Origin of the sequence: Rhizobium sp. G21 (assembly GCF_014158035.1) — a bacterium.
GTDB lineage: Bacteria > Pseudomonadota > Alphaproteobacteria > Rhizobiales > Rhizobiaceae > Rhizobium_E.
The window spans coordinates 145960-170096 of sequence record NZ_JACFXW010000003.1; the positions used below are offsets into that span (position 1 = coordinate 145960).

The 24137-nt window shown below is 64.4% G+C and carries 15 protein-coding genes and 3 pseudogenes; 7 read left to right on the forward strand and 11 right to left on the reverse strand.

Annotation, left to right across the window (positions count from 1 at the left end; all coding sequences use genetic code 11):
* Positions 1–49: 49 nt before the first annotated feature.
* From H2O14_RS25020 to H2O14_RS25025, 3 genes and pseudogenes are all read left to right on the forward strand, one after another.
* Positions 50–1378, forward strand: a complete 1329-nt coding sequence (locus tag H2O14_RS25020; protein ID WP_182830046.1) for an extracellular solute-binding protein — start codon at positions 50–52, stop codon at positions 1376–1378.
* A gap of 171 nt (positions 1379–1549) precedes the next feature.
* Positions 1550–2191, forward strand: a pseudogene (locus H2O14_RS28175) (sugar-binding domain-containing protein); the annotation flags it as partial.
* 68 nt (positions 2192–2259) lie between these two features.
* Positions 2260–4248, forward strand: a complete 1989-nt coding sequence (locus tag H2O14_RS25025; protein WP_312858738.1) for a glycoside hydrolase family 2 TIM barrel-domain containing protein — start codon at positions 2260–2262, stop codon at positions 4246–4248.
* A 108-nt stretch (positions 4249–4356) separates the two neighbouring features.
* On the opposite strand, the gene H2O14_RS25030 is transcribed toward H2O14_RS25025, so the two are convergent.
* Entirely contained in the window at positions 4357–5250 is an 894-nt protein-coding gene (locus H2O14_RS25030) for a LysR family transcriptional regulator (protein WP_182830047.1), read from the reverse strand.
* A 125-nt stretch (positions 5251–5375) separates the two neighbouring features.
* On the opposite strand from H2O14_RS25030, the gene H2O14_RS25035 reads away from it, so the two are divergent.
* The 4 genes from H2O14_RS25035 to H2O14_RS25050 all read left to right on the forward strand — a co-directional run bounded on the left by H2O14_RS25035 (position 5376) and on the right by H2O14_RS25050 (position 11686).
* Positions 5376–6959, forward strand: a complete 1584-nt coding sequence (locus tag H2O14_RS25035) for a proton-conducting transporter membrane subunit (RefSeq protein WP_182830048.1) — start codon at positions 5376–5378, stop codon at positions 6957–6959.
* 3 nt (positions 6960–6962) lie between these two features.
* The gene (locus H2O14_RS25040; RefSeq protein ID WP_182830049.1) at positions 6963–9413 is read left to right on the forward strand and encodes a YbcC family protein; all 2451 of its coding nucleotides are present in this window, start codon (positions 6963–6965) and stop codon (positions 9411–9413) included.
* A 39-nt stretch (positions 9414–9452) separates the two neighbouring features.
* Positions 9453–10721, forward strand: a complete 1269-nt coding sequence (locus H2O14_RS25045) for a glycerate kinase (protein WP_182830050.1) — start codon at positions 9453–9455, stop codon at positions 10719–10721.
* Between the two features lie 92 nt (positions 10722–10813).
* Positions 10814–11686: a ribokinase gene (locus H2O14_RS25050; RefSeq protein ID WP_182830051.1), complete on the forward strand. Its 873-nt coding sequence runs from the start codon at positions 10814–10816 to the stop codon at positions 11684–11686.
* 16 nt (positions 11687–11702) lie between these two features.
* Here the strand turns inward: H2O14_RS25050 and H2O14_RS29655 are convergent.
* The 10 genes and pseudogenes from H2O14_RS29655 to H2O14_RS28195 all read right to left on the reverse strand — a co-directional run bounded on the left by H2O14_RS29655 (position 11703) and on the right by H2O14_RS28195 (position 24011).
* Positions 11703–13252: pseudogene (locus H2O14_RS29655) on the reverse strand (trimethylamine methyltransferase family protein).
* Between the two features lie 44 nt (positions 13253–13296).
* Positions 13297–14853 (reverse strand): ABC transporter substrate-binding protein, encoded by a 1557-nt coding sequence (locus H2O14_RS25060; protein WP_182830052.1) that lies wholly within the window; start codon positions 14851–14853, stop codon positions 13297–13299.
* A 30-nt stretch (positions 14854–14883) separates the two neighbouring features.
* The gene (locus tag H2O14_RS25065; RefSeq protein WP_182830053.1) at positions 14884–15870 is read right to left on the reverse strand and encodes an ABC transporter ATP-binding protein; all 987 of its coding nucleotides are present in this window, start codon (positions 15868–15870) and stop codon (positions 14884–14886) included.
* The gene (locus tag H2O14_RS25070) at positions 15867–16712 is read right to left on the reverse strand and encodes an ABC transporter ATP-binding protein (protein ID WP_182830054.1); all 846 of its coding nucleotides are present in this window, start codon (positions 16710–16712) and stop codon (positions 15867–15869) included. Before H2O14_RS25070 ends, H2O14_RS25065 begins: the two co-directional genes overlap by 4 nt.
* A complete protein-coding gene (locus H2O14_RS25075) occupies positions 16709–17614 on the reverse strand; it encodes an ABC transporter permease (RefSeq protein ID WP_182830055.1) in 906 nt (301 codons plus the stop codon). Before H2O14_RS25075 ends, H2O14_RS25070 begins: the two co-directional genes overlap by 4 nt.
* A gap of 1 nt (position 17615) precedes the next feature.
* On the reverse strand, positions 17616–18560 hold the full coding sequence (locus H2O14_RS25080; RefSeq protein ID WP_182830056.1) for an ABC transporter permease: 945 nt from the start codon (positions 18558–18560) through the stop codon (positions 17616–17618).
* Positions 18561–18618: 58 nt separating this feature from the next.
* Positions 18619–20636, reverse strand: a pseudogene (locus tag H2O14_RS25085) (CocE/NonD family hydrolase).
* Positions 20633–21898, reverse strand: coding sequence for an MFS transporter (locus H2O14_RS25090; protein ID WP_182830057.1), 1266 nt, complete (start codon positions 21896–21898; stop codon positions 20633–20635). The pseudogene H2O14_RS25085 and the gene H2O14_RS25090 overlap by 4 nt, the downstream one beginning before the upstream one ends.
* Positions 21898–23835 (reverse strand): FAD-dependent oxidoreductase, encoded by a 1938-nt coding sequence (locus H2O14_RS25095; RefSeq protein ID WP_312858731.1) that lies wholly within the window; start codon positions 23833–23835, stop codon positions 21898–21900. Before H2O14_RS25095 ends, H2O14_RS25090 begins: the two co-directional genes overlap by 1 nt.
* The gene (locus H2O14_RS28195; protein ID WP_246697813.1) at positions 23832–24011 is read right to left on the reverse strand and encodes a hypothetical protein; all 180 of its coding nucleotides are present in this window, start codon (positions 24009–24011) and stop codon (positions 23832–23834) included. Before H2O14_RS28195 ends, H2O14_RS25095 begins: the two co-directional genes overlap by 4 nt.
* Between the last annotated feature and the right edge of the window lie 126 nt (positions 24012–24137).

A 24137-nucleotide genomic window follows, 5' to 3' on the forward strand; every position in this document is an offset into this window, starting at 1 on the left:
CCCGGCGAGCCGGGCGAGATAACGACAACCGCATCGACAGGAGGATATGATGCGCAAGACAAAAACGATACAGCGCCTGGCGCTGGCCACGGCCTTGATGACCTCGCTTTGGACCGGCGCAGTCAGCGCCGCCGAGATCTCGTTCTTTCGCTTCTTCGGTGACTGCAACACCGAATTCAGCAATGTCACCGACATGTCCAAAGCCTACGGCGAATGCGGCATTATCACCGCTCTGACCAATAAGTTCAACGCCGAGAACAAGATCGGCGCCAAGGTCGTCACACAGACGGTGGATTGGGGCGCCTATTACGATCTGCTGACGGCGACGTATTCGACGGGCAACGTTCCGGATGTCGCGGTGATGCATGCGTCGGTGATGCCGAACTTCTCCGGCCGCGATCTGCTGACGCCGCTGTCCAAGCCGATGGCCGACATCGGCATCGACACCGCAGATTTCGCGCCGGCCGCGCTGAAGAACGCCAGCGCCAACGGCGAAGTCTATGCGCTGCCCTATGACCTGCATGCCGAACTGTTCCACGTCAATATGGACCTGATGAAGCAGGCTGGCCTCGTCAACGCCGACGGCACGCCGATCCTGCCCAAGTCGCCGGAAGAACTGATCGAGCACGGCAAGAAATTCAAGGAAGCCACCGGGAAATTCTACATCGCCGTGGAATCGCAGAGTTCCGAGGGGACGATGGTGCGCATCTTCGACTCGCTGGTCTGGCAGCAGGGCGTCGACGTGATTTCCGCCGACGGCAAGACGGCCAGCATCAATACGCCCGAAGGCCTGAACGCCGCCAAATTGATTTCCTCGATCTATTCCGAAGGTCTCGCAAATCCCGCGCTCGACTATCCCGGTTCCGAGCAGGCTTTCCTGAACGGCGAAGCCGGCATCCTGATCAACGGCACCTGGGGCGTCGACAATTACGACGCGCAGGCCAAGAGCGGCAAGGTCGCGCTCAAGAACTATCGCGTCGCCAATGTCCCGCAGCTGTTCTCGAAGCCGGCCGTCTGGGCCGACAGCCATATGTGGGTCATGCCGAAGAATGACGACCGCAGCGCCGAGAAGACCGAAGCCGCGCTCGCCTTCATCAAATTCCTCAACGACAACAATTTCCAGTGGTCGCGGACGGGTCACCTTTCGGTGCGCCAGTCGGTGCTGGGATCCGAGGAATTCAAGGCGCTGCCGCATCGCGCCGAATTTGCCGACACGGCCAACAACGCCACGTCCTTGCCGCAGATCCAGAACCAGCGCGGCATCTACAACGCCATGACGACCGACCTCAACGCCATGTGGCTCGCCGGCTCCGAACCCCAGGCTGCGCTGGAAGCCATGCAGGCCGGCGCGGAACGCATCTTGCGCCGCAACCGCTGACCGTCCCCTCCAGCCCTGCTTGTCGGGGCTGGCCTCCCACCAGGACATGCGGGCTCGGCGCTCGCATGTCCTGGACCGAAATCGCCTTGCCGAGGAAAACCCGATGAATGCCCATTCCCCATGCCCCGCCAATCCCGGACGCCGCTTCGCACGGCGATTTCCCTCGATGGAATGTGGCAGTTTCGCTTCGAGAAGGAGGCCGGTTGGCGGCAGGCGAAAGTGCCGGCGCCGTGGCAAGCCTGCTTCGACGATCTCGCCGTCAGTTTCGGCGAAGCGACATACCAGCGCGCGTTTTCGATCCCGGCGGGCTGGGGCGGCAAGCAAGTGGCGCTTTGCTTCGGCGCGGTGAGCGAATTCGCCGTCGTTTCGGTCAATGGGCTTGAGATCGGCAGTCACGAGGGCGGCTATCTGCCGTTCGAGATCGTCATCCCGGAGCATGTGCTGAAAGAGGACAATGTCGTCGAGGTGATCGCTACCTTGCCGGACGCGCGTCGTCGCGGCGATCATACCGATTTCGCAGAAATCCCGCATGGCAAGCAAAGCTGGTACGGTCCCCAAGGGGGCATCTGGCAGTCGGTGCGACTTGAAGCGCGCAATCCGCTGCATATCGGCACGCTTCGGCTGGACCCGATATGGCCGGAAGGCCGGCTCGATATCCTGGCCGGCGTTTCCGAAGGATCGGCCCTGTCGCTCGCCTTCGAAATCACCAGTGCGGACGGGACGGTGGTGCATACGAGTTCCTGCGCTGTCGATAGTGGGCAAGGCCGGCACAGCGTATCGCTGAACGACGTCGAGTCCTGGTCGCCGGATGCGCCGATTCTCTACAAGGTTCGCGCCACGCTGCGGGCTGGCGATACTGTCATGGATGAGCGCGTCAGTGGATCGGCTTTCGAAAGTTCGAAACCCGGGACGGCTATCTACATCTTAATGGCGAACCACTCTATCTCCGCGGCGCGCTCGACCAGGATTATTATCCCGATGGTTTCGGAACCCCGCCCTCGCTCGAAATGCTGGAAGACCAGCTTCGCAAGGCCAAGGCCATGGGGCTCAACTGCCTGCGCTGCCACATCAAAGTGCCTGACCCGCGCTACTACGACGTCGCCGATCGTCTGGGCATGTTGATCTGGACGGAGATCCCCAATATCGAGACATATTCCCCCGCTTCGAGCGCGCGGTTGCGGGCCACGATGGAAGGGATTCTGGCGCGGGACCGCAACCATCCGTCGATCGTGATCTGGACCTTGATCAACGAAGACTGGGGCACGCGGTTGCGCGAGGCCGCCGAGCAGCGCGAATGGATCTCGGCGATGGTGGACTGGCTGCGCGCGGAGGATCCGCTGCGCCTGGTGGTCGACAATTCCGCCTGCTTCCCCAATGTCCACGTCAAGACCGATATCAACGACTATCATTTTTATCGCACGGCGGTCGATCGCCGTGAGGAATGGGACAGGCTCTGCCAGGAATTCGCGGGCAATCCGGACTGGACCTTTTCTCAGGACAATGAAGCGGTCCGGACCAAGCAGGAGCCGTTGATCCTGTCCGAATTCGGCGTCTGGGGCCTGCCGGATCCGGCCAAGCTGCGTGACGAGAACGGCCGCGATCCCTGGTGGATGCCTTATGGAGCCACCTGGGCCGATGGCGTCGCGCTGCCGCAAGGCGTGGAGGCGCGCTATCGCGAGCTCGGCCTGGGGCAGGTCTTCGGAGCGTTTTCGAGCTTCATCGAGCAGGTGCAGTGGCACCAGCACATGAACCTGAAATATGAACTCGAGGTGATCCGCAGCCATGCGCCGATCGGTGGATATGTGATCACCGAACTCACCGATGTCCATTGGGAAGGCAATGGGCTGATGGACATGGCGCGCAATCCTCGCGTGTTCGCCGAGGCGCTCCCGGAGGTGAATTCCGATATCGTCATATCGCCGGGCGCGCGACGTTTCGCAATCGCCTCTGGCGACGATGCGACGTTCGATCTCAAGATTGCCACCGGCGGGGCAACATTGCCCGAAGGCAGTCGCCTCGTATGGCGGTTTGGCGATGAGAGCGGCGATGTGGCGCTCCGATCCTCTTCGCCGATGCAGGTGCAGGATGTCGAAATTTGCGCAGGGTCGGGCAGGGCGGCCGGCGCAGATCGCAGGACGGCGGAATTCAGCATCCTCGGTCCGAATGGCCAGCGGCTGGCGCGCAACACCGAGACGATTTCGATCCATGCGAGCCGCAAGGACCTGCAGCCGGTTCGGTTTGCGTCCGACGCCGAGGATATCGCTGCGCGTCTGGTGGCGCTTGGGCATGAGCAGGTCGATATCGGCGACAGCGAGGTCTTCGTCACCGGCGACATCGACGCGGCGCGGGTGGAAGCGATCCATTCGGGTCTGCGCGTTTTGCAGATCGTCGCCAAGGAGCCGGGCCGCCTGCGCGACGACACGCCGCCGCGCGACGGCCCCATGTCGATCGAGATCGATCCCGGCGCCGGCGGCATGATCTCCGGCCCTTACTTCAGCTTCCCCGGTTATAATCTCGTCAATCGTCACAAGACGATCTGGCGCGGTGACTGGGTGGGCAATTTCTCATGGCTTCGGCGAGACGGCGCCTTTTCGGTGATCCCGGGCGGCCCTTTGTTCGATCTGTCCTTCAGCACGGTCGCGCCCCAGCAATTGATGGCGGGTTTTCGCCCCTGGGAGTTTCAGGGCCGGGTTCATGCCGGCGTTGTCGTCGGCTGGGTCCACAAGCCGGCTGCGTTTCTGGTCGAGAAACGGCTGGGTCGCGGCAAGCTGGTGGCGACGACGTTCAGGCTCAACGAGGAGGCGCCCGGCGTAGATCCCTTGGCGACTGCGCTCTATGACGGCTTGCTGTCTCTCGCGAAGGCGGACTGACGGTGTGTCCGTCATGCAGCTGGAATGGGCTGGAGCGTGCATTGCGCTCCAGCGTTGGAACATAGACAGTGTGCGGCGCCGGGCGAAACCGTCGGCAACCATTTTTCGTCATGTCCCGATCGTCCGCTCCAGTGCGGGTTCCAGGAGCGGGCCGATCAGCGGGTTGGGGAAGCGGCGTTTGACCGTCACCGCATAGAAGGATTCGATCATCCCAGGCAGGGCGTCGAATTCCACGAGCGCGCCCGTTTCGAGTTCACCCTTGACGACGATCGGCGGCAGCACGGCGAGGCCCGCGCCCTCACGCGCCAGGAGGCGCATCATCGCCATGTCGTCGACTTCTGCAGCCACTTGCGGGGATACGCCGAGGCGCGTCGCCAACGCCTCGAACTGCGTGCGCACGCCGCTTTCGAGCGTGGGCAATATCACCGGATGAGTGGCCAATAGATCCGAGAGTTTCGCGCCTGGTTCGCCATAGGATGGTCGGCCGACGAGGCTCACCCGCTGTTGATAGACATGCTGGGCGATGAAGGGCGTGGCGGCTTCGGCCATGGGCGGCTGGTTCAGAAGAACGATGTCGAGATTAAGTCCCTCCAACGCGCCCAGCAATTCCCCGGCGCTGCCCGAACGCAGGATGATGTCTACGTCCGACCGGCCGAGAATCGGACGGAGAAACTCGATCTGGAAGTTGCGCGACAGCGTCGCGAGCGACCCGATGCGGATGGCGCGTCGACTTCGCCCTGTCTCCTTCAGGGTTTCGACCAGTTCTTCGCCGGCGGAGAAAATCGTGTCGGCATGATCGAGCGCGATCCGGCCGGCTTCGGTCAGAAACAGTTGCCGACCTCTGCGCTCGAAGAGCGCATGTCCCAGCCGCTCCTCCAACTGTTTGATTTGGATCGACAAAGCCGACTGCGACAGATTGAGGCGTTCCGCCGTGCGCGTCAGGTTCCCGTCATGGGCGACGGCGCGAAAATAGCGCAGATGATGATAGTTCAGTTCCAGCATAAATCTATTTTATAGAATTAAATTGCAGAAACAATGAATTTTTATTGAGGAACTTCGCCTGATAACAAAGCCGTGAATTGGCCTATGCCGCCGTCCGGGGCTGGGCTTTTGATCGGAGCGTTTTCATGATCCATGCCTTGCCGTTGCTCGCGCCGTTGTTTTTCGCGGCAGCTTCCGTGTTCGCGTTCATGTCTCCCGGGCGTCGTCCGCGAAGAGCAGTCCGCGCCGCTGAGATCGCAGCCGTGTGTTCCATAATAGTTGTTACCGCTTCCGCGTTCGTGATCGGCAGGTATGGGGCCGGGACCAGCCCCGCCATTGGTATCGGTTATGTCACGCTCTCTGCTCGCTTGGATCTCGTCAGTCTTGTTATGCTCGCCCTCGTCTCTTTCGTCGGCTGGGTGGTGCTTCGTTTCGCAGGCGTCTTTCTCGACGGCGAGGCCCGGCAAGGGGCATTCACCGGCTGGATGACGGCGACGCTGGCTGCGGTCCTGTTGCTGGTTCAGGCGGGCTCGCTGCTGATGCTGATCATCGGCTGGGTCGGCGCCAGCCTGCTGTTGCATCGGTTGCTGTTGTTTTATCCGGAGCGGCCGGCTGCGCGGCGAGCCGCGCGCAAGAAGTTCATCGTCTCGCGCTTCGGCGACGCGGCGCTGATCGGTGCATCCGGGCTCTTGGCCGTTTCCTTCGAAACCGGAGACATCGCCGCCATTCTGGCGTCCGCGCGGCAGGGGCAAGAACTACCGCTCACGGTCTGCGCGGCCGCTCTCTTCGCACTCGCCGCACTCCTGAAGTCCGCGCAGTTTCCCACCCATGGCTGGCTGACGGAAGTCATGGAGGCGCCGACGCCCGTCTCCGCCCTCCTGCATGCCGGGGTCGTCAATGCCGGCGGCTTCCTGCTTATCCGTTTTGCCGATGTCATGTTGCAGGCGCCCGGCGTGCTGGCGGTGCTGGTCATGGTCGGCGGGTTCACCGCGCTGTTCGGCTGCTTGGTGATGCTGACCCAGCCGGCGGTGAAGACGTCGCTGGCCTGGTCCACGGTCGCGCAGATGGGCTTCATGATCCTGCAATGCGGTCTCGCCCTGTTTCCGATCGCGCTGCTACACATCGTCGCCCACTCTCTTTACAAGGCGCACGCCTTTCTGGCGTCCGGCTCGGCCATCGAACGGGTCGCGTCCATCCGCCGGCCCGGCCCGGTGGCGATCCCCGACGCAAAGGCCGTCGGTCGCGCCTTTCTGCTGGCGCTCGCCATCTACGCGGTGATCGGCCTGCTGTTCGGCTTTGGCCATATGTCGCCGCAAGCGCTGGCGCTCGGCGCCATGCTGATCTTCGGCGTCGCCTATCTCATCGCGCAGGGACTGGCCGATGCGGCCCCTTGGGCGCTGACCTGGCGGACGACGCTCTATTCGATTGCCGCCGCCACAGCCTATTTCGGGCTTCACCGCCTGTCGGACTTGCTGATGCATGGCGTCTTGCCGCCCCCGCCCTCGCCCGGGCCGCTCGAATGGTCGCTGATGCTCTTGGCCGTCGTTTCCTTCGGCGCGGTGGCGGTGGCGCAGTCGCTCTTCCCGCTCTGGGCTTATCACCCGGCCGCCGCCGGCCTCCGCGTCCATCTTTCCAACGGGCTCTATGTCAACGCCCTCTTCGATCGCTTCCTCGGCGGTTGGTCCAGCTCTCGCTCGCTCTCCGCTCAACCCGCTACTTCGAAGGATTGACCCATGGACGACACTTCTTCTTTCGACACGTTGCATGGTCAGGCGCTGTCTCGCGCGGCGGACAAGGCCGTCAGGGCGATCCCGCCGGCCTGGCCGCTTACCGCGACCGTCGCCGTCAATCCCTTTCTCGGCCAGTCGACCGAAAGCTTCGAAACGACCGCCGCCCTCCTCTCGCGCATCGGCGGCGTGCGCCTCGCTCTGCCCCGCAAGCACTACGCCGACAAGGTCGCTGCGGGCGACATCACGGACGACGATCTGCTGGCGGCGCTTCACGCCTCCAGCGGCGGGTCGGACCTGGATCTCGCTGCGCTCAAATCGGCGCTGACTGTCGAGCCGAAGCCGGTCTCCGCTTTGCCCACCATTGCCCAACTCGCGGCCCGCGCTGCCGGCAAAGATTGGCCGGCGCTGGTGGCGGACCGGATCGGCGCCTTCGCCGCCGGCTTCTTCGACGAGGGGCAGGCGCTCTGGGCCGCCTCGCGGCGCAATGGCCTCTTTGCCGCCTGGCGCGCATTCGCCATGCATGACCTGACGCCGGAGATCCTCGGCCTCAAGGGTTTTGGCGGACATGTCTCCGACACGCCGGAAACGCCGCAGGCGGCGATCGAACGCGCCGCCGTTTCGCTCGGCCTCGGCGCCGAGCCCGGCTCCTATTTCCACCAATTGTTGCTGACCCTTGGCGGCTGGGCGCAATATGCCCGCCATATCCAGTTTAAGGCCGAGATCTCAGGCGGGAGCGACACGACGCCGCTCGAACTCCTCGCCATACGCCTCGTCTTCGAAGAAGCCCTCTATCTCCGCCACAGAAGCGCAATCGAGGATGAGTGGCGCGGGGTTCGGAATACCCATGCCGAGCCGGCGATCCCGGATGCCGACACCCGCATCGACGCCGTGCTGCAACAGGCCGCCGAGAGGGCTGCGCAACGCAAGCTGGCGTCCTTGCTCGCCGCCCCCTCCCAAGCCAAAGTCGCCGAGATCAGGCCGATGCTGCAGGCCGCTTTCTGCATCGACGTGCGTTCGGAAGTGTTCCGGCGCGCGCTCGAAAGCGCCGATAGCGGCATCCGCACTCTGGGCTTCGCCGGCTTCTTCGGCCTCGGCGCCAGCCATAGGGGTTTTGCCTCCGACGTGTCGGAACACCGCTTGCCTGTGCTTCTAAAGCCGTCGGTCTTCACCTGCGCCGAAGTCGATCGGGACAAGGATGTGGACAGGCAGGCCCGCTTCACCGCGCGCGGCCTTCGCGCCTGGGGTCGGTTCAAGCTCGCGGCAGTCTCGTCCTTTGCCTTCGTCGAGGCGATGGGGCCGGTCTATGCGGCCAAACTCCTGCGCGACGGTCTCGGCTTCGGCAAGGCCAAGCGTCCAGATACTGCCAAGCCGCGCTTCTCTGCGAGCCTCGATTTAGACCAGCGCGCCGGCATTGCGGAGACCGTGCTGGAGGCGATGTCGCTGACGGAAGGCTTCGGCCGCTATGTGCTGATCGCTGGCCACGGCGCCAACACAGTCAACAATCCCTATGCCAGCGCACTGCATTGCGGCGCCTGCGGCGGCTATGCCGGCGACGTCAATGCGCGTCTCCTGGCGGATCTCCTTAATGATCGGGCCGTGCGCGAACGGCTTGCCGTGAAGGGTCTCCGCATCCCGCCGGACACAGTTTTCCTCGCCGGTCTGCATGACACGACCACGGATGCGGTCACCCTGTTTGCCGATGATGTCGAACCGGCGATCGCGGCTGAAGACCTCGCGCGCATCCGACATTGGCTCGCTCTCGCGGGACAGCTGACACGGGCCGAACGGGCCCGGAAGCTGCCGCGCGCCAAAGCGAGCGATGTGATTGCCCGGAGCCGCGACTGGTCGGAAGTGCGGCCGGAACTCGGTCTCGCCGGCTGCCGCGCCTTCATCGCTGCGCCGCGGTCGCGTACGGCGGGCCGGTCGCTCGACGGGCAGGTCTTCCTGCATGATTATGTCTGGCGGAAGGACGAGGGCTTCAAGATCCTCGAACTGATCCTGACGGCGCCGGTGGTGGTGGCGAGCTGGATCAGCCTGCAGTATTTCGGTTCCTCGGTTGCGCCCTCGCTGTTCGGCGCCGGCAACAAGCTGTTGCACAATGTCGTCGGCGGCGTCGGCGTGGTCGAAGGCAATGGCGGAAACCTGCGCGCCGGTCTGCCCTGGCAATCCGTGCATGACGGCGAAGCCTTCGTACACGAGCCCTTACGTCTGACGGTTGCCGTGGAAGCGCCGAAGGAGGCGATTTCGGAAATCCTGCAGCGTCATCCGAATGTCCGCGCACTGTTCGATAATGGTTGGCTCAGTCTCTTCACCCTTGATGACGGGGGACAGATGGCCTGGCGCTACGACGAGAACCGGACTTGGGTGGAGTTCTCTCCTGTAGCCGCCGGAACCGCCCGGGTCAGGGCCGCCGGCCGACGGGAGATGCGGGCGCCGAGCATGCGACTCAGATAAACAGGCCTCATCCCATCTCATGCGAAGGGCGGAGCCAGCGTGATCGAGCATCCCGGAGACTTCCTGAAACGGCTGTTTGACCGGGCGGTGGAGGTCGCAGATCCCATGCGCGCCCTCGCCGCCTTCCTGCCGTCGAAGCCGCAGGGCCGCATTCTGGTCGTCGGGGCCGGCAAGGCCAGCGCTCGGATGGCCGAGGCGGTCGAGGCGGTCTGGGGGCCTTGCGAGGGTCTGGTGATCACCCGCTACGGCTATGGCCGTCCCTGCCAAGGCGTCGAGATTGTCGAAGCGGCGCATCCGGTGCCTGACGAAGCCGGGCTCCAAGCGACGGCGCGGATGCTGGAGCTGGTCCAAGGCGCATCGGAAGCGGATTTCGTGCTGGCGCTGATCTCAGGCGGAGCGTCGGCGCTTCTGGCGCAACCGGTCGACGGTGTGACGCTTCAGGAAAAGCAGGCGGTCAATCAGGCGCTTTTGGCCTCCGGCGCGCCGATCGACCGGATGAATACGGTGCGCAAGCATCTGAGCCGTGTGAAGGGCGGACAACTTGCGGCGGCGGCCTATCCCGCCCGCATGCTGGCGCTTCTGCTGTCGGATGTGCCTGGGGATGATCCCGCCTTTATCGGCTCCGGACCAACGGTCGGCGATCTGTCGACGCCGGCCGATGCGCGCGCGGCGCTGGAGCGCTGGAAGGTCGGCGTGCCCGCCTCCGTCGAGCAAGCGCTCAAGGGCCATTCGGGCGTCGTTGCCCCTGAAGACGTGAGGCTATCTCGCGTCGACAACGTCATCTTCGCCGCGCCGCGCCAGTCGCTGCAGGCGGCGGCCGATCTCGCTTCCGAAAGCGGCTGCGACGTTCGCATTCTGGGCGATGCGCTGGAGGGCGAAGCACGCGATGTCGCTGCCGAACAGGCGCGCCTCGCCCTGCAAATCTGCGCCTCGCTGAAGCCTGGCGATGCGCCCGTCCTGCTCCTGTCCGGCGGCGAGCTGACGGTAACGCGCCGTGGCGGTGGTGTCGGCGGGCCCAATGCGGAATATTGCCTCGCTCTTGCTCTGGCGCTCGGTGGCGCGACTGGCATCCATGCGCTCGCCTGCGACACCGACGGCGTCGACGGAGCGGCGGAAGTCGCCGGCGCATTGGTCGATCCCGATATATTGGCTGACGCCCAACAGGCGGGGCTCGACGCGGCCAAGGCGCTGGCGGAGAACGATGCGCACACTTTCTTCGGCGTGATCGGCCGTCAGGTCGTCACGGGGCCGACTCTCACCAATGTCAATGATTTCAGAGCCATCCTGATCGAGCCCGGCGCTGGTTGACGCGATTTCCGGTCTGTGGATGTTGAACTGAAGGCGGCAGTCGCGCACAACAAACTCATTGCCGCCATGTCGAAGCGAAAGGACGAGATCCCATGAGTTCAAAGCCGTCGGTGGTGGTGCTCGGCAGCCTGCATTACGACATCATGGTCTATGGCCCCGACCGTCCACGCAAGGGCGAAACGGTCACCGGCCGCGCCTGGGAGCCGAAATGCGGCGGCAAAGGCGGCAATCAGGCTGTGGCCGCCGCCCGCGCCGGCGTTGCAACGGCCATGATCGGGGCGGTCGCCGACGACGCTTTCGGCAAGGCGCTGATCGACAATCTCAAGGCCGGCGGGGTCGATCACCGCCATGTCCGTACGCTTGCCGGTTCAGGCAGCGGCATGAGCGTGGCGATCTTCGACGCTGAAGGCGATTATGGCGCGGTGATCGTCTCCGGGAGCAATCTCGCTTTGGGACAGGCCGATATTGACGCCGCCACCGACCTCTTCAAGAATGGCGCTGTTCTGGTGTTGCAGAATGAAGTTCCCGAAGCCGCCAACATCGCCGCCGCCAAGGCCATGCGCAAGGCAGGCGGCGCGGTCATCCTGAACGCCGCGCCGGCGCGTCCGCTATCAGAGGAGATGGCGGGGCTGGTCGACGTGCTCGTGGTCAACGCCATCGAGGCCGAGCAGATCGGCGGCTCAGCCGTGGTCGATTCCCTCCCCGGCGCGCTCGATGCGGCCAAGGGGCTGGCAAAACGCTTCCCCGCCGTCGTGGTGACGGCCGGCGGCGACGGTGTCGCGGCCGTCTCAGACGGCGAAGACTACTCGATCGAGGCGATCAAGGTGAAGCTGGTCAGCACTCATGGGGCCGGCGACGAATTTACCGGCGTTCTCGCCACCGAGATGGCGCGGGGAGCAGGCTTCGAGCAGGCTCTGCACAGCGCCAACCGCGCAGCGGCAGCCCTGGTCAGCAAGGAGAGATGATCGGACCGAGGTCCGATCAGGCCGCGTCGAGTTGGCCGCGGCCAATCTCTTCTTTCCGGCGCGCGACATAGGCTTCCAGTTCCTCTCCGACAGCGGGATCCAATGCCGGCTCCTGATAGGTTCTGAGCAGCTCCTTCCAGATGGCGTTGGCGCGTTCGGTGCCGCTGCGAGCGCCCGTCTCGGACCAAGTCTCGAAATTGCGCCAATCCGACAGCATCGGCTCGTAGAACGCGTTTTCGAAACGGGCGATCGTGTGCGGCGCGCCGAAGAAATGGCCGCCGGGGCCGACATCGCCGATTGTCTCGACGGCGCGGGTGTCGGCGTCGACCTGCAGCGGATCGAGGAAGCTGCGCATCATCTGCAGCATTTCGGCGTCGAGGATCAGCTTTTCGAAGGAGGCGGTCAGCCCGCCCTCCAGCCAGCCGGCGGCGTGTTCGATAAGATGGGCGCCGCCCATGATCGTCGACCACAGCGACATGCCGCTTTCATAGGCCGCCTGGACATCGACTGTATTCGACGCCGTGACGTTCGAAGAGCGGAAGGGAATGTTGTATTTTCGCGCCAGTTGGCCCGAGGCGATCTGCGCTTTGGCGTATTCCGGCGTGCCGAAGGCCGGTGATCCCGTGCGCATGTCGACATTCGAGGTGAAGCCGCCATAAAGCACCGGCGCGCCCGGCGCTGCGATCTGCGCCAGGGTGATCAGCGCCAGCGCCTCGGCGTTCTGCTGGGTGAGCGCGCCGGCGATCGTGACCGGGCTCATGGCGCCCGACAGCGTGAACGGCGTCATCGCTACCGGTTGGCCGGCCCGCGCCATGGCGAGAAGCCCCTCCCCATGGGAATATCGAGACGGAGCGGCGAGTTGGAGTTCACCACCGTCAGCGTCGCCGGCTTCCGGCGCAACTCATCGCGGCTCTGGCCGAGCGCGATGGCCAGCATGTCCAGCGCGTCTTCCACCCGATAGCGGCCCAGCGCCCAGCATTGCCAGGTCTTGTCGGTCAGCCGGATGGCCGCGTCGTAGAAATCGAGATGGCGGCTGTCAGGATCGAGGTCTGTGGGCTCACAAGGGCAACCGCCTTCCTGGTGAATGACGTTCAGGCTCTGGACGACTTTGATATAGTCGCACATGTCGCGATAATTGCCGGCGCGGCGGCCGCGATCGAGATCGGAGACGAAGGCCGGGCCGCCGGTGGCCGCGAAAATCAGGCTGCCGTCGCCGACGCGGAGATCGCGGGCGGGATTACGGGCATGCAATGTGAAGGACGATGGCGCGCTGCGGATGATCTCCTCGATCATGGCGGGATCGAAGCGCACCCGCTGGCTGGCTTCGTCGACATCGGCGCCGGCCGCTTTCAGCAGCTTTCGGCTTTCGCCATGCATCACCTCCATACCCGTGCGGGCGAGAAGATCGAGGGAGGCGAGATGGATGGAGTGGACCTCGTCTTCGCTCAACAGCGCGATCGGCGGATAGCGATTGACGACGCCGCCAAAGCCCATCTGCCTGATCCCGCCCGCCGCCCGTCTTGCCTCGCGGCGTCCCGACTGTCGCATCATGGTTATCTCCTGCATCAGGGGCTCCTCTTCGACAAAGAGGAGCCGTATCGGGGTTTCGGTCAGGCTTTGGCGAAGCGGGTGACATCGAGATAGCCGTCGGCGAGGATAAACGGCTTAAGCCCTTGGCGCGCAACGGCGGCGAAGGTTTCATGCGTCAGGAAGACGAAGCCGCCGGATTCTTCCATCAGATCCTGCATCTTCTTGTAGATGACGTCGCGCTTGGCCGGATCGGTCTCGGCCATGCCGTCCTGATAGAGCTTCTCGAAGTCGGGACTGTCGAATTGCGACCAGTTGTAGACGCCGATCTGGGAAGGTCGGAACCAGGTGAGATTTTCGGACGGATCGACGCCGCCGGCGAAATTCATCAGCACGATCTCCAGCGTCTTCCACTGATCGCCGGAACTCTTGTCGCCGACCGTCCAATAGACGCCGTCATCCAAGGCCTTGATCTCGACGGTGACGCCGATCTGGCCGAGCAGCGCCTGGACGATCTGGCAGGTCAGCTGGCTGGTCTTGTCGTTCTGGCAGATCAGCTCCACCGTCAGGTCCGAAACGCCGGCATCTTCCAGGAGCGCCTGCGCCTTTGCGGCGTCGGCGGGGTAGAGGATCGCGTCGCGATGGCCTGTCATCCCCGGCGGGATTACACCCGTGGCCGCCTTGGCGAGGCCGGAATAACTGCCCTGCATGATCTGCTCGACATCGACGGCATATTGGATCGCGCGGCGGACGCGCTCGTCCTTAAATTTTTCATTGTTGACGTTGATGGCGAGCCACAGAAAGCGGTTGCCGTCCATCTCGATCAGGTCGGTATTCTCCGGCAGCTTGTCGCGATAGGCGGCGAGCGTGTTGAGGCTGATCTTGGCATAGTCGATCGCCTTGGATTCATAGGCGAGCGCGGCGGCCTCGTCGTCGGTGACGATCTCGAAACGGATTTTCGGGAAGACCGGGGCCGGTCCCTTCCAGCCGGGATTGAGGGCGAGCGTCAGATTCTGCTTCGGCGTCCATTTTTCGATCACATAGGGGCCTGACGTCGCCGGCGCTTCGGTGGTGAATTTGCCGCCCGCCTTTTCCACCGCTTTGCGGCAGACAATCTTTCCCATGTAATAGGGCATGGTGGTCAGCCAGAAGGGCGCCGAGGGCGCGTTCAAGTTGATGACGCCGGTGCGTTCGCCCGTCACTTCGACCTTGTCCATGGCGTCGAAGGCATAGGCCCAGGCCGAGGCGTTGGCGGGATCCTTCACCCGTTCGAAGGAGAATTTCACGTCGTCGGCGGTGACGGGGCCATGGCCGCCGGTCCATTCCAGCCAGTCATGCAGCTCAAAGCCGATTTCGGTCGGCGACAGTTGCTTGAGCTCCTTGGCGGCGTAGAGATCCCATTTCGTGCCGCCGCGGACATCGCCCAGCCGGTTGAGCGACAGGAACAGCGCGCGGCCGACTTCTTCCTCCAACAGCCCGTTCTGAAAGGCGGGGTCGAGGACTTCGATATCGGAGGCGCCGCGGATCACCAGCGTGTCGCCCTCGACGGCGTAGGAAAGTCCCGGTCTCAGCGCCAGTGCGCCGGCCGCCGCAGCTGCCGTGTGAAGGAAATGCCTGCGATTCATCATCAGTCCGGTCATGATCGTTCCCTCTTTTGTGATGCGATGCGGTCAGCCGTCTCCTGACGCCGGCGGCGTGAGCGGAGTGTGGCAGCGAATGCGATGGTCGTCTGAGAGCCGCGTCTCCTCAGGCGCTTCCGTCCTGCAGCGGTCTTGCGCGAGGCGACAGCGCGGATGAAATTCGCAGCCTGTGGGGCGATGCAGGAGGCTCGGCGTTTCGCCGATCACCGGCGGTTCGGTTCGCCGCTTGCGCGGGTCCGGCGCGGGTTCTGCGGCCAGAAGCGCCTGCGTATAGGGATGGCGCGGCGCGGCGAAGATCGCGCGCGTCGGTCCTGTCTCAACGATGCGGCCGAGATACATGATGGCGACGCGGTCGGAGACGCGGCGCGCGACGGCCAGGTTATGAGTGATGATCAGGAAGGCCGAGCCGACATCGTCGCGAATGTCGAGAAACAGGTTGAGAACGCCCGCCTGCACCGAGAGATCGAGGCCGGCGGTCGGCTCATCGGCGATGATCAGCCTCGGCGTCACCGAAAGCGCCCGCGCCACCGCTGCCCGGCGCGCCTGTCCGCCTGAGAGCCCATGCGGAAAGCGTTCGAGCAGGTTGCGCGTGAGACCGGCTTTCGCGGCCAGCTCCGCGATCGCGTCCCGGCCCGTGTCGCGGCGGCCGGCGATATGGCGCGGCTCGGCGATGATCGAGCCGATGCGCTGGCGGGGGTCGAAGGAGGTGACCGGGTCCTGAAACAGAAGCGCCGCCGCATCGCGTAGCCGCCGGGCGCTTGCCCGCGATCTCGGCAACGCCTCGCCGTCGAGCATGATCTCGCCTCCCGACGGGTTCATCAGGCCAACCAGCGTGCGCCCGAAGGTCGATTTGCCCGAGCCGCTTTCGCCGACCATCGAGATGATTTCTCCTCGGCCTATATCCAGCGATACGTCCCGGAGGATATCGACAAGCTGACCCTTCACGAAAGGCAGGCGGCTCTTGCCGGGAACGGAGACCGAGAGGGAGCGCGTCTCAAGGATTGGAGCCGCCGTCATCGCGCCGCCTCCATCGTCTCATCCCAGGCGATGGCCGGAAGCCGTCTGGCGCCATCTTCGACCAGCGACAATTCGCAGGCGAGCAGCGCCCGCGTATAGGGATGCCGGGGGTCCGCGAAGATCTGCTCGACGGGCCCCTCCTCCACGATCCGGCCCGCCTGCATCACCGCGACACGGTCGCAGATTTCGGCGATGACGCCGAGCTGATGCGAGATCATCAGGATCGCGACGCCGGTCCTTTGCCTGAGTTCGCGCATCAGATGCAGGATCTGCGCTTCCATGGTGACGTCGAGCGCGGTGGTCGGCTCGTCGGCGATCAGAAGCGCCGGCTCGCACATCAGGGCGGCGGCGATAGAGACGCGTTGCAACATGCCGCCCGAGAGTTCGAAGGGATAAGCGTCAAAGCGCGCTTCGGGGTCGGAAATGCCGGCGTCCGCGAGGGCTGCGATGATTTTCGCCCGCTTCTGGCGCTCTGTGGAGGTCCGGTCGCGCCAGAGGAAATCCGTCAGTTGCCGGCCGATCCGGTGCAGCGGGCTGAAGGTCGCCATCGGATTCTGGAACACCATGGCCGCCGCCGGCCCGCGCAGGCGGGCGAAATCGCGCTCCCCGGCCTTGAGCAGGTCGACGCCGGCAAGCTGCATGCGGTTCCCGCTGATCTCGGCGCTTTTGAGCAGGAGGCCGAGAATGGAATGGGCGAGCGTTGATTTTCCCGATCCGCTTTCGCCGATCAGCCCGACCACCTCGCCGGGCGCCACTCGGAGACTGACCTCGGACACCGCGCGCGCGACACCGCTATAGGTGATGCTGACCTTGTCGATGTCGAGCACGGGAGCGTCCGTCATGTCGACCGCCTCCTGGCGAGCTTGGGATCGAGCGCGTCGCGCAGGGCCTCGCCGAAGAATGTGAAGCCGATCGTGGCGATGATCAGCGGCAGGCCGCCGGCGATGACCGGCACCGGCGTCTTGCGCAGCACGGCGAAGCCATCGCTGAGGATATTGCCCCAACTGGGGATCTGCGGCTTCACGCCCAGGCCGAGAAAGGAGAGACCCGCTTCGAGCGTGATGATGGTGGAGAGATCGAGACAGGCGAGGATGAGCAGTGGTCCGACCGCATTGGGCAGCAGATGCAGGAAGAGAATGCGCGGCGTGCTGGCGTTCATCGCCTGCTGAGCCCGGATGAAATCGAGCGATTTCAGGCTCAGCACCTGGGCGCGCACCAGCCGGGCGTAGCTCGGAATGCAATAGAGGACGATGACGAGGATGACCGTGCCCAGGCCTGGTCCGAGAAGCACCACGAGCGTCAGGCCGAGCATGATCATCGGCAGCGAGGAGAAACTGTCGAAAACAAGGATCATCAGCGCGTCCAGCCAGCGCGGCCCATAGCCGGCGATCAATCCCAGCGGCAGGGCGGCGGCGAGCGCGATGGCGAGCGCCGTCAGCGCCACGCTCATCGCCGTGCGCGTGCCGATCACCACGCGCGAGAACAGATCGCGTCCGAGCTGATCGGTGCCGAGCCAATGCGCCCAGGAGGGATCGGCAAGCCTCTCCTTCACATTGATGGCGGTGGCCGGATAAGGCGCGAGCCAGGGCGCAAACAGCGCCGTGAAGACGACCAGCAACACCAGCGCCGCTCCGATCAAGCCGAGCGGCGTCGACAGGACCGAGACCAGCACCGCCCCGAACCGCGCCAGCGCGCCGGGCTCCTGATGTCTGTCTTCGGTCCCGGCGCTGGCGATCTCGGCCATGTCAGAGGGCGCTCCTGACGCGGGGATCCAGCGCTGCGGCGAGGAGATCGGCGATGATCATGCAAGCGACATAGAGGGCTGAGGCAATCAGCACAGCGCCCATCACCAGCGGATAATTACGCGACATCACCGCGTCATAGGTCAGTTTGCCGAGGCCGGGGCGGGTGAAGACGATTTCGGCGAAAACCGAGCCGGTGAGCAATCCGCCAAAGCCGATGGCGATCACCGGCAGCGCCGAGAGAAAGGCCTGTCGCAGCGCGTAGCCATAGACGATGCGGCTTTCGCGCACCCCGAAGGCGCGGAGCGTGCGGACATGGCTTTCGCCGAGCGCTTCGATCATCGCCGCGCGCATGATGCGGGCGACATAGCCCACCCAGCCGATGCCGATCGCGAAGGAGGGCAGGATCAGCGCCCGGATCTGCGACAGAGGATCGCCCGCCTCCCCTGCGCCGATCGCCGGCAGCCAGTTGAGCGTCACCGCGAAGAACAGCAGCGAATAAAGCGCCACCACGAAGGAGGGCACGGCGACGAAACCGACCGAGAACAGGCCGATCAGCCAATCCTGCCAGCGGCCATGATGAACCACGGCGACGCAGCCGAGCAGCGTGCCGAGCGTCACCGCCCAGGCGAAACTGCAGAAGGCCAGCGTCACCGTATAGGGCAAGACCTCCATGACGATCTCCGCCACCGGCCTGCGGCTCCAGACATCCTGACCGAGATCGAGATGGGCAAGGCGAACAAGATGGGCGGCGAGCTGCTCGACAAGCGGCTTGTCGAGGCCCATCATCGCGCGGAAGGCTTCGCGCATCTCAGGCGTCGAACGCGGCCCGAGCGCGACCACGGTGGGATCGCCGGGGATCATATGCAGCATCAGGAAGAGCAGGATCGAGACCAGAAGAAGGATCAGCCCGCCAAGCGCGATGCGGCGAATAACGAAGGCGGTCATGACCTCGCCCTCCCACGGCCAAGGCGCGGCTCACTCGCTCGCCGTCTCCCCAACGGGGCTAGAGATGATCCCGGTCGATCCACGCCTCGCCCTCCCTGGTGAAAATAGTCTCGTTCTTCTCCCGCGCCTCGATGCGCCATTGCAGATGGAACTGTGTCGCCGTCGAGCATAGGGTCACCTGCGAGGTCGCCTCGGCGTCGCAATCGCCGCTCTTGAAGCCGAGCGTCCAGCCGGTTTCCAGTCTGGCCGACAGCGGATCATCCTCGGTGATCGCCATGATGTCGCGCACTGCGGACCAGGTTTCGATGCCGCGATCCTCAAGCCGCTGACGGCCGTAGTCGCTGTCGAGCGTCAGCGTTTCCCGCCGCATGCCAGCGTCGATCGTCACAATGCGGCTGTCATGCGTCTCGCGCAACTCCGTCACTGCGACGGGCGGGGACATTTCGGCGGGCTCAAAGGCGATGTCGCCGTCGTTGGGTTGGGCGGTGCGGATCGGCAGCAGGAGCGCCGAGGCGCCAGATTGCATCATGAAGGTCGGCATTTCAGGCGCGGGCCAGAGAACGGGCCAGTGCTGGTTGGAGAGAACCAGACGGAGACGGTTGCCGCGGGCCAGTCGTCGGCCGCAATGATTGAGTTCGAGCCGCGCCTTGACGGTTTCGCCGGGGACGAGCGGCGTCGGATCTTCGCGGCTTTCCCGTTGGCTCAGATTGAGCGCCCCCATGTGATCAATGTGGACACGCCATCCGGCCAGACCGCGCAGAGCCTGGCGATGATGGTCGCTTGCGGCTGGTCCGAGGCCAGTTCGAGTTCGACTGCGGCTGCTCCGAGCAATGTGAGGTCGTCGTCGAGTTCCTCAGTCTCGAAACAGAGCCCAAGCCCATCCTCGCGGCGCTGATCGCCCGCCATATCCGGAACTTCACCGCCATAGCCGCCGTAACGGCCGCAATCGCGGCCGGCGGTGACGGGTGATTTGAGCCGCATGACGGGACCTGTTGCCGGCTCCATGGCAAGCCCCGTCGTATTGAGATAGAGCCGTTGCACCCCAACAGACGGCGTCGGCCAGCTTGGCTCTCCCACCCATTGACCGGGATGATCGGGGTAGAACTGCGCCGGCCGGTGCGGGTCCTTGATCAGCACGGTATAGGCGGGCTCCTCCATGATGCCGGTGTCTTCGCCGACCAGCCAATGCCGCCACCAGCGGATCGCCTGTTTGAGATAGTGGATGGCGGGACCGGGCGCGCCGAGAAAGGGATAGGCATGGCTCCAGGGGCCGATCAGCCCCTTCTTCGGTCCTTTCAACCCCTGCATCAACCGGGGCACGGCGTTGAAATAGGTGTCGTCCCAGCCGCTGATCGCATAGACGGGAATATCGATGGCGGCGAAATCTTCCGAGACGGAGCCGAACTTCCAATAGGCGTCGCGGCGCTGATGACGGAGCCAGATTTCCGACCAGCAGGATATGGCCTCCAGCCGCTCGCGCCACATCTCCCGCCAGCGCGCGCCGACGATCTGCGGGTCCGGCGGCAGCGCATTCATGCCCAGCATGAAACTCGACCACATGCCGTCCTCGGTCAGCAGATTGCCGCCGAAATAGTGGACGTCGTCGGCATAGCGGTCATCCGAACAACAGAGCGCGATCACCGCCTTCAACGCCGGCGGCCGTCGGGCGGCCACTTGAAGCGCGTTGAAGCCGCCCCAGGAAATACCAGTCATGCCGACAGCGCCCGTGCACCAGCTTTGCGCGGCCAGCCAGGCGATGATGTCTTCGGCGTCCCGCTGTTCCTGTTCGGTATATTCGTCGGTCAACATGCCTTCGGAATCCCCCGATCCCCTAATGTCGACACGGACGCAGGCGAAGCCGTGGCCGGCAACATAGGGGTGCATCTTCATGTCGCGGAACACCGTGCCGTCGCGGCGCCGGTAGGGAATGAGTTCGAGAATGGCCGGGACGGGGTCGGCCTCGGCGTCTTCAGGCAGCCAGATCGTGGCGGCGAGCCTGACGCCATCGGGCATGGTGATGAACACCGGATCGAGGGTGTTGATCTTGCGCGGGAAACTGTCGACGATCCGGCTCATGGCCCAGCCTTTCCGTCGCTGTCGGAGGCCTGATCATGCGGCGTCCATTCATAGACCATCGGCGAAGTCTGGGGATAGGCGACGAATTGCTCGCGCTTGCGGGCCGGCGGCTGGCGGTAGAGCCGGAACAGCGCGTAACCGGCAAACAGCGCCGAGAGACCGATGCCGTACCAGAAGAACAGATCCGCCCCGAAAGAGCCGACGCCGGCCGTGACGATCGCCGGGCCCACTGCGCCGCCGAATGCCCAGATCAGCAGGAGATTGGACGACAGCATGACGAAATCGGCGGGATCGGCCTTGTCATTGGCATGGGCCACGCCGAGCGGATAGAAGATCTCGGATATGCCGCCGAACAGCGAAAACAGGATGAGATAGAGCCAGAACGGCGAGTCCGCCCGCATCAGCAGGAAGACGCCGCAGACCAGCGCGAGCGAAAGCGACAACCACAGCATCATCGCGCGGCGGTCCACCCGGTCGGAGAGGTAGCCGAGCGGAAATTGCAGGAACAGCGCGCCCAGCTGCGCCGCCGCCATCAGCAAGACGATGGTCTTCTGACTGAAATTCATCTGCAGCCCGTAAAGCGGCCCGATCGAGGCGAAGGTCGAGGAGATGAGCCCCGTCATCAGGCATGCCAGCGCGCCGATCGGCGAGATCGCGAAGGTGCGGAACAGCCTCACGCCGACAGGCACATGCAGTTGCGGCTCGCCGACCCAGATGGCGGTCACAGGCGCAAGCGCAATGACATAGAAGCCGGCGGTGATCATCAGCATCGGATGGCCGGCGGGATCGAGATTGGTGGCGAGCAACTGGCCCAGGCCATAGAACAGGCCGAGCACCAGCACATAGAGCGTCAATACGCGGCCGCGATGGACATTGGAGACCATGGCGTTGATCCAGCTTTCGATTACCACCGCCTGACCGGCATTGGCAAAGCCGATCACCGCCTGGATCGCCATGAACAGCGCCAGATGCGGATCGAGACCCAGGCAGAGGATCAGTGTCGCCGACACGGCCGATAGCGCCGCGTAAGCCCGGACTTCGCCCACCGAGCGGATCAGCCGGACAGAGCCGATGCAGCCCAGAATGAAGCCTGCGCCTTCCGCGCCCACCACCAGACCCACTGCGTCCGCCCCCTGCCCGTCCGCCACCAGCCGCAAGGGCAGAAGCGTGTGGAACAGGCCCGACCCCACCGCATGCAGCGCCCCGCCGGCGAGCGGCGATGCGACGGACCAGGGCGAGAGAGTGGGAGCGGAGGTGGTCATCACGCCTCCGCCAGGCCGGCGCGCGAGGTGAAAGCCGGCTCGAATTCGACGATCGGCGCATCGCGGCGGAAGCCCCGGGCCCCCTGCCCCATGTCTCGCGCATAGAGATGGCCGCTATGGACGGCATGCGCGATGGCGCCGGGGGCGAGCGCATCGCCGATCCGTTCGATCGTCTTGACGCCCGCGTCACGCAACATGTCTCGCCGGGCGATCAACTCCTGGAAAAGTTCGTCCTTAGGCAGTCGCAGCCCGGTGATCACCAGATTGCGGCAGGGCCGCTTTTCCGTCTCGCCGGTGAAGATATGGGTGAGCGTCGCCACCTCGCCATCGAAATCCGAGACGGTGACCAGCGTGGTGACCGGCACGGCGCGGCGGCTGAGCGCGCGATGCACCAGCGGCAGCTCATTGGTCATGATCGTCCAGGCCGAGGCTTGCCCCGCCGGCGTGGCGTAGGAGACGCTCACGCCTAGCCCCGCCAGATGTTCGGTGATGACGCCGCCCATGTAATAATTGTCGAAATCGAACACCAGCGTCGGACCTTCGGGCAATCGTCCTGCGGCGATATCGTCGGGCGTGAAGACATGGGGATGCTCGATGCGGCCGACCGGGATCTCCATCGAGGAATAGGTGAAATTGGTCCAGCGCGCGCCGGTGGCCACTGCCACATGATCGGGGGCGAAATCGGCGATGTCGTCGGCCCCCAGCCGGCTTTCGAGATAAAGCTGGACATTGGGCATTTCCCGCAAGCGGCCAAGGCGGTAATCCACCACCCGGTTCCAGGCTGAAAGACCGGGAAGACCGCGTTCGAACACCAGCCGGCCGCCGAAGCTCGAGCCTGCCTCGGCCAGCGTCACCTCATGGCCGCGCCGGCCGAGCGTCAATGCGGCTTCGAGCCCGGCGGGACCGCCGCCGATCACCAGCACTTTTTCGCGCCGCTCGGCCTTGCCCGGATTTTCCGGATGCCAGCCGCGCCGCCATTCCTCGCCGGCGGTCGGGTTTTGCGTGCAGCGCACCGGCACGCCGTCATGCCAGCTGGAAATGCAGATATTGCAGCCGATGCATTCACGGATCTCGTCCACTCGGCCCTCGCGGATCTTGGCCGGCAGGAAGGGATCGGCGATCGAGGGACGCGCGCCGCCGATGAAATCCAGCACCCCGCGCCGGATCTGGCTCACCATCGTATCCGGCGAGGTGAAGCGGCCGACGCCGACGACAGGCTTTTTCGTCAGCGTCTTGACGAAATCGATCACCGGCTCATGGCTGCCCTCGCCGGTGAAGCGGGAGGCGGAACAGTCGGTCGGGCTGGAATCCATCTTGACGTCGAAGAGATCCGGCGTCTCCGCCAGCAGCGAAATCACCTCATGCGCCTCAGACGGCAGATGCCGGCCGGGGCGGCCGCGCAACTCCTCGATCGAAATGCGAAGCGCCACGCCGCAATCCTTGCCGACCGCGTCCTTGGTGACTTCGATAAGTTCGCGCACGAAGCGGACGCGGTTTTCGATCGAACCGCCATATTCGTCGATGCGGTGATTATATTCAGGCAACAGGAATTCATAACCGAGATAGCCCATGCCGGCATAGACATAGACGATGTCGAAGCCGGCTTGCCGGGCCTTGCGGGCGCCTTCCGCCTGCCAGCGCAGCACGTCGCGGATGTCTTGTCTGTCCATGGCGCGGGGGCGCAGATTGCCCATGAAGCCGACATGGGTAGCCATCCAGGGAATGCCGGAAGGCGACAGCGGCGCGATGCGGCTCGACCGGTTCATCACCGAAGCGCCGCCATGCCAGAGTTCGACGCCCGCCAGCGCGCCATGGCGATGCACGGCCTCCGTCATCAGCGCATGCGCCCGGATATCGTTGTCGTCCCACATCGTCGCCATCGGCAGAGGCGCGTCGTCGGAGGAGACGTCGATGGAGCAGGCGCCGGTGCAGATCACCCCCAGCCGCCCTCGGCCTTCATTTCACGGAAGCCCGCTCTCACTCGGGGAAGAGCATTGGTCATGCCCGAGGCGTGCGGCACCTGATAAAAACGATTGGGCGCAGTGACCGGGCCGATCCGGACAGGCTCGAACAGGACGTCATACCGCGATTGCGGTTTCGTCATCACATTCATGCAGTTCCCCTTTGCCGGCTTTGCCGATCTTGAGGTCAGGATAGAAGCGCCGCTCCTGAAGTCAAGGAAAATTATACGATCTTATAACAAGAAGAAAAAAACCAATTAAATTATGGTGTTGATGGA

Excerpts from the sequence above, each read along its gene's own strand:
- H2O14_RS25020 (WP_182830046.1), top strand. The coding sequence starts at position 50 with ATGCGCAAGACAAAAACGATACAGCGCCTGGCGCTGGCCACGGCCTTG.
- H2O14_RS25030 (WP_182830047.1), bottom strand. The coding sequence starts at position 5,250 with ATGCTGGAACTGAACTATCATCATCTGCGCTATTTTCGCGCCGTCGCC.
- H2O14_RS25035 (WP_182830048.1), top strand. The coding sequence starts at position 5,376 with ATGATCCATGCCTTGCCGTTGCTCGCGCCGTTGTTTTTCGCGGCAGCT.
- H2O14_RS25040 (WP_182830049.1), top strand. The coding sequence starts at position 6,963 with ATGGACGACACTTCTTCTTTCGACACGTTGCATGGTCAGGCGCTGTCT.
- H2O14_RS25050 (WP_182830051.1), top strand. The coding sequence starts at position 10,814 with ATGAGTTCAAAGCCGTCGGTGGTGGTGCTCGGCAGCCTGCATTACGAC.
- H2O14_RS25060 (WP_182830052.1), bottom strand. The coding sequence starts at position 14,853 with ATGACCGGACTGATGATGAATCGCAGGCATTTCCTTCACACGGCAGCT.
- H2O14_RS25065 (WP_182830053.1), bottom strand. The coding sequence starts at position 15,870 with ATGACGGCGGCTCCAATCCTTGAGACGCGCTCCCTCTCGGTCTCCGTT.
- H2O14_RS25070 (WP_182830054.1), bottom strand. The coding sequence starts at position 16,712 with ATGACGGACGCTCCCGTGCTCGACATCGACAAGGTCAGCATCACCTAT.
- H2O14_RS25075 (WP_182830055.1), bottom strand. The coding sequence starts at position 17,614 with ATGGCCGAGATCGCCAGCGCCGGGACCGAAGACAGACATCAGGAGCCC.
- H2O14_RS25080 (WP_182830056.1), bottom strand. The coding sequence starts at position 18,560 with ATGACCGCCTTCGTTATTCGCCGCATCGCGCTTGGCGGGCTGATCCTT.
- H2O14_RS25090 (WP_182830057.1), bottom strand. The coding sequence starts at position 21,898 with ATGACCACCTCCGCTCCCACTCTCTCGCCCTGGTCCGTCGCATCGCCG.
- H2O14_RS28195 (WP_246697813.1), bottom strand. The coding sequence starts at position 24,011 with ATGAATGTGATGACGAAACCGCAATCGCGGTATGACGTCCTGTTCGAG.